This is a genomic window from Pseudomonas sp. 44 R 15 (genome assembly GCF_900004965.1).
Taxonomy (GTDB): domain Bacteria; phylum Pseudomonadota; class Gammaproteobacteria; order Pseudomonadales; family Pseudomonadaceae; genus Aquipseudomonas; species Aquipseudomonas orientalis_A.
In genome coordinates this window covers 1-8381 of record NZ_CVTU01000074.1, presented here as the reverse complement: position 1 = coordinate 8381, position 8381 = coordinate 1, and the positions used below count along the sequence as shown (strand labels likewise).

Annotated in this window: 9 protein-coding genes; 4 read left to right on the top strand and 5 right to left on the bottom strand. The window is 62.4% G+C overall.

Annotated elements, in window-relative coordinates:
• Positions 1–283 precede the first annotated feature (283 nt).
• Together pnuC and BFP93_RS09595 are read left to right on the top strand one after the other, a co-directional pair.
• A complete protein-coding gene (pnuC, locus tag BFP93_RS09600) occupies positions 284–847 on the top strand; it encodes a nicotinamide riboside transporter PnuC (RefSeq protein ID WP_065892904.1) in 564 nt (187 codons plus the stop codon).
• Complete coding sequence (locus BFP93_RS09595; protein WP_065892903.1) at positions 844–1380, top strand: AAA family ATPase; 537 nt, start codon at positions 844–846, stop codon at positions 1378–1380. Before pnuC ends, BFP93_RS09595 begins: the two co-directional genes overlap by 4 nt.
• On the opposite strand, the gene xth is transcribed toward BFP93_RS09595, so the two are convergent.
• Together xth and ggt are read right to left on the bottom strand one after the other, a co-directional pair.
• Complete coding sequence (xth, locus tag BFP93_RS09590; protein WP_065892902.1) at positions 1377–2171, bottom strand: exodeoxyribonuclease III; 795 nt, start codon at positions 2169–2171, stop codon at positions 1377–1379. The two genes, BFP93_RS09595 and xth, sit on opposite strands and share 4 nt — an antisense overlap.
• A 76-nt stretch (positions 2172–2247) precedes the next feature.
• Positions 2248–3972: a gamma-glutamyltransferase gene (gene ggt / locus BFP93_RS09585; protein WP_065892901.1), complete on the bottom strand. Its 1725-nt coding sequence runs from the start codon at positions 3970–3972 to the stop codon at positions 2248–2250.
• Positions 3973–4162: 190 nt separating this feature from the next.
• On the opposite strand from ggt, the gene BFP93_RS09580 reads away from it, so the two are divergent.
• Positions 4163–5308 carry a MalY/PatB family protein gene (locus BFP93_RS09580; RefSeq protein ID WP_065892900.1) on the top strand — a complete coding sequence of 382 codons (1146 nt, stop codon included), beginning with the start codon at positions 4163–4165 and terminating at the stop codon, positions 5306–5308.
• Positions 5309–5355: 47 nt separating this feature from the next.
• Here the strand turns inward: BFP93_RS09580 and BFP93_RS09575 are convergent, their stop codons facing one another.
• From BFP93_RS09575 to BFP93_RS09565, 3 genes are all read right to left on the bottom strand, one after another.
• Positions 5356–5571 (bottom strand): TOBE domain-containing protein, encoded by a 216-nt coding sequence (locus tag BFP93_RS09575; protein ID WP_057725249.1) that lies wholly within the window; start codon positions 5569–5571, stop codon positions 5356–5358.
• 141 nt (positions 5572–5712) lie between these two features.
• On the bottom strand, positions 5713–6621 hold the full coding sequence (locus BFP93_RS09570) for a FecR domain-containing protein (RefSeq protein ID WP_065892899.1): 909 nt from the start codon (positions 6619–6621) through the stop codon (positions 5713–5715).
• A complete protein-coding gene (locus BFP93_RS09565) occupies positions 6618–7136 on the bottom strand; it encodes a sigma-70 family RNA polymerase sigma factor (protein ID WP_065892898.1) in 519 nt (172 codons plus the stop codon). Before BFP93_RS09565 ends, BFP93_RS09570 begins: the two co-directional genes overlap by 4 nt.
• A 301-nt stretch (positions 7137–7437) precedes the next feature.
• Here BFP93_RS09565 and BFP93_RS09560 point away from each other — a divergent pair.
• Positions 7438–8381, top strand: a 944-nt coding sequence (locus BFP93_RS09560) for a ribonucleotide-diphosphate reductase subunit beta (protein WP_065892897.1), incomplete at its 3' end; no start/stop codon positions are given.

The following is an 8381-nucleotide window of genomic DNA, read 5'->3' as shown; positions in this document are numbered from 1 at the left end:
ATGGGCCATCCTTGGCCCAGTGCGGCTAACCCGGCGTCCTGCCGGGTTACCCACGAATTCAAGCCTGCGTTCGGCCAGCGTGGTTTAACGGGGCTAGGATCAAAAGCAGATCAAGATCAAGAGCGGCTCGCTTCGCATCGTGGTTACGGTTGGGCGCTGCTGAGTTGTGTGGACACCTATAACCATCGGGGGCATGCCCCCTCGCACATTTACCTGCTGTGTTTTGAGGATCGTCCACCTCTGGGTACAATCACCGCCCTCTCCCACTCCCCAAGGAACCGCCATGTCCGGGCTTGAACTGTTCGCCGCCGCACTGGGGGTGATCGCCGTCTGGCTGACGGTCAAGCAGAACCCCTGGTGCTGGCCCATCGGCCTGGTAATGGTGCTGCTCTATACCTGGGTGTTCTACGACGTAAAACTCTACTCCGACATGTTGCTGCAAGTGGTGTATGCCGTCCTTCAGCTCTATGGCTGGTGGCAATGGACCCGCGCCGGCGCGGTCAGGCAGGGACGCCAGGTGACTCGCCTGGGCATGCCGGCGGTCATGAACGGCCTGGCCGTGGGCGCTGTCGGTAGTCTGTTGCTCGGCGCCGCAATGGCTCACTGGACCGACGCCGCCCAGCCCTGGCTCGACGCGGCGCTGACCGGTTTCAGCCTGGTGGCGCAGTTGTGGATGGCGCAAAAACGCGTGCAGTGCTGGCCGTTGTGGATCGTGCTGGATGTGATTTTCGTCGGGTTATTCCTCTACAAAGGCCTCTACCTCACCGCCGCGCTGTATGCGCTGTTTACCGTGATTGCCGTGCAAGGCTGGCGTGAATGGCGCGCCGACCCGGCGTTGCACCCATGAAGGTGGTGGTGCTGGCAGGCCCGGAATCGAGCGGCAAGAGCTGGCTGGCCGCAGAGCTGCATGCGCACTTCGGCGGGCTGATGGTGGGTGAATACGTGCGCCATTTCATCGACGAGCATCAACGCGATACCTGCCTGGCGGATATCCCCGCGATAGCCCGGGGCCAGTTGGCCTGGGAGGATGCGGCGCGCGCCCGGCGCCCGGCGCTGCTGATCCTCGACACCCACCTGCTGACCAACCGGCTCTGGAGCCAGACGCTGTTTGGCGATTACCCAGGCTGGCTCGACAGCGAACTGCTGGCCCGTCATTACGATCTGCATCTGCTGCTGTCGCCCGAAGACGTGGAATGGAGCGCCGACGGCCAGCGCTGCCAACCGCAACTGGCGGACCGCCGGGCGTTCTTCCAGGCCAGCCTGGACTGGATGCACGCGCACCATCAGCCGGTGGCGGTGATCAGGGGAGACTGGCAAGCGCGCCGGGCGGTGGCGTTTGCGGCCGTCGAACGCTTGCTCGCGTCTGCAACGAGCGATTAACGCTTCTTACGCGTACCGAGCTCGATCCAGGTCGGCGCGTGGTCGCTGGCATGCGCCTCGTTGCGCACCCAGGCATCGACCCCGGCATTCTTGAGATAGGGCTTGAGCGCGGGGTTGAGCAACAGATGGTCGATGCGCAGGCCTGAATTCTTCTGCCAGTGCTGGCGGAAATAGTCCCAGAACGTATACACCCGCTCTTCGGGGTACAAATGCCGCAGTGAATCCGTCCAGCCCTGTTCCAGCAGGCGTTGATAGCAGGCCCGACTCTCGGGTTGCAACAATGCATCCTTGAGCCAGGAGCGCGGGTTGTAGATGTCCAGGTCAGTGGGCACCACATTGAAATCCCCGGCCAGCAGCACCGGATGCTCACTGGCCTGCAACGCCTGGGCGTAGTCGATCAGGCGTTCGAACCAGGCCAGTTTGTAATCGAATTTCGGCCCCGGTTGCGGGTTGCCGTTAGGCAGGTACAGGCAGCCAACCAACACGCCATGCACGGCCGCTTCGATATAGCGGCTTTGATCGTCGCTGTCATCACCGGGCAGGCCGCGCCGGCTTTCCAGCGGTTGCGCGTCCCTGGCCAGGATCGCCACCCCGTTCCACGAGGCCTGGCCCAGGCAAATCGCGCCGTAGCCGGCCGCCTCGAAATCGGCATAGGGAAACAGGCTTTCCGGCGCCTTGAGTTCCTGCAGGCAAACGATGTCCGGCTGCTCGCGCGCCAGCCAGTGCAGCAGGTTAGGCAGGCGGGCACGAATACCGTTGATGTTGAAGGTGGCGATTTTCAGCGCTTTCATGGCTGGGGTCCTTTCGGGGCTCCTGGGGTAGAGCCCGGAAAGGCCGCAGATGTTCCATGCGCGAGCGAGTCGGGTGTCAGTACCCCAACGACAGCCCGGTATTGCGACGCGGGTCATTCGCGCCATAGAAGCGGTTGTTGCCCACCGGCTTGGCATCCAGGGCCGGAGCGCCCACCAGGATGGCGGCCACGTGATTGGCATCCTGCGGCCCGGCGAACGTATGGCCCCAGCTTTCGAGGAGCTTGCGGGTATCCGGGCTGACCGCAAAGGTCTCCAGGTTGGTGGCCTGCGGCATCCACTGCTGGTGGAAACGCGGCGCGTCCACGGCCTCCTGGATGTTCATCTTGTAGTCGATGACATTCAGGATGGTCAGCAAGGTGGCGGTGATGATGCGACTGCCGCCCGGCGTCCCTACCACCATGACCGCCTTGCCATCCTTGGTCACGATGGTCGGGCTCATTGACGACAATGGCGCCTTGCCTGGCGCAATGGCATTGGCTTCACCCTGGACCAGCCCGTACATGTTCGGCACGCCGACCTTGACGGTGAAGTCGTCCATTTCATCGTTGAGGATCACCCCGGTCTTGCTCGCCATCACGCCCGCGCCAAACCAGTCGTTGAGGGTGTAGGTGACGGAAACCGCGTTGCCCCAGGTGTCGACAATCGAATAGTGAGTGGTGTTATTGCCTTCATGGGGCGATACCCCCGGCTTGATCGCCTGGGAATCCCCGGCCTTGTGCGGCTCGATCGCGTCGCGCAGTTTCGCCGCGTAGTTTTTATCCAGCAGATGCGCGATCGGGTTCTTCACGAAATCCGGGTCGCCGAGGTAGCTGTTGCGGTCCACATACGCGTGGCGCATCGCTTCGATCTGATAGTGCAGGCCCTGGGCCGAGTGATAGCCCAGGTCCGCCATCGGGTAGCCTTCGAGGATATTCATGATCTGGCAGATCACCACGCCACCGGAGCTTGGCGGCGGCGCCGAGACCACGTGGTAGCCACGGTAGTCGCACTCGATGGGCGCCAGTTCGCGGGTTTTGTATCGGTCCAGGTCCGCCTGGGTGATCAACCCCTTGCCGGCCTGGCTGGAATCCACCAGGGCCTTGGCGACCCAACCTTTATAGAAGCCATCGCTGCCCTTGGCGGACACTTCCTTGAGGGTCCTGGCCAGGTCCTTCTGCACCAGCGTCTGGCCGACCTGCAGCGGCTGCCCGTTGTGCAGGAAGATCGCGCGCAGGTCCTGATCTTTTTCAAACTCTGCGGTGGCGGTGTGCAGCAGGTCGATGTCGCCCTGCTCCAGGGCAAAACCGTTTTCTGCCAGCTTGATCGCCGGCGCAATCACCTGGGCGCGCTTGAGCGTGCCGTATTTGTTCAGGGCCAGCTCCATGCCGGAAACAGTGCCAGGCACGCCGACGGCCAGGTGACCCTTGGCGCTCAGGCCCTCGATGACGTTGCCGTCTTTATCCAGATACATATTGGCCGTTGCCGCCAAAGGGGCTTTTTCGCGGAAGTCGAGGAACGTCTTGCGCCCGTCCGCCAGTTGCACGGTCATGAACCCGCCGCCGCCCAAGTTGCCCGCCGCCGGGTACACCACGGCCAGGGCGTAACCGACCGCAACGGCCGCATCCACCGCATTGCCACCGGCCTTGAGCACATCCACGCCCACCTGCGTTGCCAAATGCTGGGCGGTGACCACCATGCCATTTTCCCCGGCCACCGGGGCCTGGGAAGCGGCCTGCACACCACTGACCGTCAACACCAGGACAGTGGCAATCAAGGTGCGGTTGAAGGCTTGGTATTTCATCCGTGACTACTCGAGTGATTGAGATGCACCAAAATAGCCCTTCCCTGATTCGATCCCCAGCGCAATGGCGTTTTTATGACAGAGCTTGTCGGTGATGGAACGGTGGCCCGCAATATTCAGCGCTGGCCTATAAAACGAATGGCGCTAGAATCAGCGCCACTCTTTATACCCCCCCTGATACGAGCGCCCCATGAGCTTTGATTTCGACACGATCCACCCACGCCTCGGCACCGGCAGCACCAAGTGGAACCGCTACTCGCAAGACGTGTTGCCGATGTGGATCGCCGACATGGACATCGCCGCCCCGCCCGCCGTGCTCGAGGCCCTGCATGCGCGCCTCGACCAGAAGGTGCTCGGCTACAGTGTCGCCGGCCCGGACGTGCGCGAGGCGATCATCGCCGACCTGTGGGCCAAGTACGCCTGGCGTGTTGAACCGGATGAGCTGTTGTTCCTGCCCGGCGTCGAACCGGGTTTCAATATGGCGCTGCACGCGTTCGTCCAGCCGGGCCAGCCGGTGGTGCTGCAAACCCCCAACTATCGGCCGATTCGCCTGGCGCCCGGCCATTGGAACCTGCCGCGCATCGAAGTGCCGTTCGAGCTGATTGATGGCCGATACCGCACGCCGCTGGCGGCCATGCGCGATGCCTTGAGCGGTGCCGGTGCGCTGCTGCTGAGCAACCCGCACAACCCGATCGGCAAGGTCTTCCCCCGCGAGGAGCTGCTGGCGATTGCACAGGCGTGCATGGAAAACGGCGCGCTGATCATTTCCGATGAAATCCACGCCGAGCTGTGCTTTGACGGCCGTCGCCATATTCCCACCGCCAGCCTCAGCCCCGAGATCGCGCAACGCACCATCACACTGATGTCGGCCAGCAAGGCCTATAACGTCGCCGGCCTGAAGACCTGTTTTGCGGTGATCCAGAATGCCGCGATTCGCGAGCGTTTCAACCAGGCCCGCTGCGGCATGGTCGACAGCGTCAGCCCCTTGGGCCTGGAAGCCACCCGCGCCGCCTACAGCGCATGCGGCGACTGGCTCGAGGCACTGTTGCACTACCTGCAAGGCAATCGGGACTACCTGCTCGACGCCGTGCAAACCCGCCTGCCCGGCGTGGTCATGCACGCGCCGGAAGGTACATTCCTGGCCTGGCTCGATTGCAGCGCCCTGGGCCTGGAAGATCCGCAACAGTTTTTCCTTGAACAGGCCAAGGTTGGGTTGAGTGCCGGGATCGAGTTTGGCGATGACAGCCAACAGTTCGTGCGCCTGAACTTTGGCTGCCCACGGGCGATGCTGGAAGAAGGCTTGCAACGCATGGAGCGCGCCCTGCGCCAGCTGTAAGTGACGAGGGACCGGGGCAGCGCGGCGGCCCCGTTCTCATGCGTGTCTCAGAGTTTGGCAATCGACACTTCGGTGGATTTCACGAAGGCAATCACTTCACTGCCCACTTTCAGCTCCAGGTCGCGCACCGAACGGGTGGTGATGACCGAAGTGACGATGCCGGACGCAGTCTGCACGTCGATTTCCGACACCACTTCCCCCAGCAGAATTTCCTTGATGGTGCCCTTGAACTGGTTGCGCACGTTGATCGCTTTGATGGTCATGTCGGCTTTCCTTTTGGCTGTTGGGTCAATCCGCACGAATGCGCAGGCCCTCAAAATGCGCCATCGAGAAGAACAATAAAAGGAATATATAACTCTTTATTTATTCGATATGGATATATAAGCGCTGCCCATCCCAGCGCTTCAGGACAGCGTGACCCAATAACGGGTCCGCGCCTGTACGTGCAACCCGAGGCTGGAAGCCAGCAGGTCGAGGATACGGTCGGTGTCGTCCAGACGAAAACTGCCGGTGACCCGCAGCGTCTCCAGGCGCGGGTCCCAGCGCAGCACGCCTGGCCGATAACGCGCCAATTCCCGCAGGAAATCCCCCAGCGCCTGGTTCTGCGCGGTCAGTACACCGTCGCGCCAGCCCAGTTGCAGCGCATCGAACGCGACCCAGGCGCCGAGCCCGGTGCTTTTCAACGGCGCTTGCTGACCCCCTTGCAAGGTTGCCGTGCGCCCGTCCAGGTCGCGTACCCGCACGGAGCCCTTGAGCACAGACACCAGGCAACCGGCGTCCAGTTGCCGAACACACACTTCAGCCTGGCTGACCGTCAGCTCGCCGTAACGCGTCTGTACCCTCACCGCCGTCGCTGCGGGTACATTCAACGCCAGCTCACCCTCGACCAGGGTGATGCGTCGCTGCGCCGGGTCCACGTCCACCGCCGTCGCGGTATTGAGTTGCACGCTGGCGCCGTCAGCCAATGCCATGCGCGTGCGCTCCCCCGTGGCCGTGTGCAGATCGGCGCGCCAGGTCTGGATAGGCAATTGCCGGCTGAGCAGCCAGGCCGTCGGCAGCAGTGCCGCTATGCCCAGCGCGCGCTTGAGCACAGCACGCCGTCCAAGTTGCGGGCGATCGAGGCTGGCCATTGCCAGGGCCTGGGGCAAGTCGCTGAAACGCTGGCGCAGGGCCTGCGCGCTTTGCCAGGTCTGTTCGTGCTGGGGATGGCTGTCACGCCAGCGCTGCAACGCGGCGTGGTCGCGCTCGGTGGCCGCGCCTGACTCCAGCAGCGCCAGCCACTGGGCGGCGGCGCGGGCAACGTCGCGGCTCACAGGTTCACCAGCAGGCAGTGTTCATAGGCCTGGGCCATGTAGCGTTTTACCGTGCGCTCGCAGACGTTGAGGCGTGCAGCGATCTCCCGATAGCCCAGGCCTTCCAGCTGGCTCCACAGAAAAGCGCGGCGCACCTGCACCGGTAAACCCTCAAGCAGGTCGTCCAGGGCGTGCAAGGTTTCCAGCAACAACCAGCGTTGTTCCGGCGAAGGCACGCAAGCCTGCGGCAGGCTGGCCAAGGCATTCAGGTAAGCCTGCTCGAGGCTGCGCCGCTGATGGAAATTCACCAGCAGGCGTTTGCCGACGGTCACCAGATAGGCGCGCGGCTCCTGCATCTGCTCGATCGGCTGCGCGCTGGCAAGCACGCGCAGGAAGGTATCCTGGCTCAGGTCCGCGGCGTCCCAGGCATTGCCCAAACGCCGGCGCAGCCAGCTTTCCAGCCAGCTGTGATGGTCGCGGTACAGGCTCGACACGGTCGGTTCGGGGGCATGGGTCGGTACAACAGCATCATTCATGGCAAGCGACCTGCGCGGCGCGACTGAGTCTCAAATGAGATTCATTCTATTTAATGTTGCGTCGCTATACCACGATCTTTTCAACGCGACGTTTAACGTACAGACGATCTTCTTGCGCGTTGACCTCCCCTGTTACACACCATATAGTGTGCCCACAAACAGAACAGACCACTACATAGTGTGCAGTATCGGTATTTTCCGACCACACTCTGCGCAGTATTTCAATGCCTGAAGCCTGCAAACCGCCTATTTTTTGGACGGGTCCACACACCGTCAGAACAGATCTGGAAGGAGTATTTCAATGCTGAGTTGGGATGAAGTCGACAACGAAGACAGCGTTGCAGCGGTAGTCAGAGGCGCCAACGCCGGCCACGCCACCGAAGCCAACATGGACCGCCTCGACGGAGCCGGCGCCGCCGCCGCCATCGAAGCCCGCGCCGTCACCGCCAGTGATTCGGCCGCCATCGCACGCGCCAAGGCCGAACTGGACAAACTCGACGTCGCCGAAGGCCTCGCCGAACTCGAAGGCGCCTCCGCCCGCGTCGCCGTCGACGAAAAGCGCATGATCAACTGCCGCGCCGACCTCAACCAACTCGTGCCCTTCAAGTACGACTGGGCCTGGCAGAAATACCTCGACGGCTGCGCCAACCACTGGATGCCGCAAGAGGTCAACATGACCGCCGACATCGCCCTGTGGAAAAACCCCGAAGGCCTGACCGACGACGAACGTCGCATCGTCATGCGCAACCTCGGCTTCTTCTCCACCGCCGACTCCCTGGTCGCCAACAACCTGGTGCTGGCCGTGTACCGCCTGATCACCAACCCCGAATGCCGCCAGTACATCCTGCGCCAGGCCTTCGAAGAAGCGATCCACACCCACGCCTACCAGTACTGCATTGAATCGTTGGCCATGGATGAAGGCGAGATCTTCAACATGTACCACGAGATCCCATCGGTCGCTAAAAAAGCCGCCTGGGGCCTGAAGTACACCCGCTCGATCTCCGATCCGAAGTTCGAAACCGGCACCGTCGACACCGACAAAGAGCTGCTGCGCAACTTGGTTGCCTACTACTGCGTACTGGAAGGCATCTTCTTCTACTGCGGCTTCACCCAGATCCTGTCCATGGGCCGCCGCAACAAAATGACCGGCGTGGCCGAACAGTTCCAGTACATCCTGCGCGATGAGTCGATGCACCTGAACTTCGGGATCGATGTGATCAACCAGATCAAAATCGAAAACCCGCA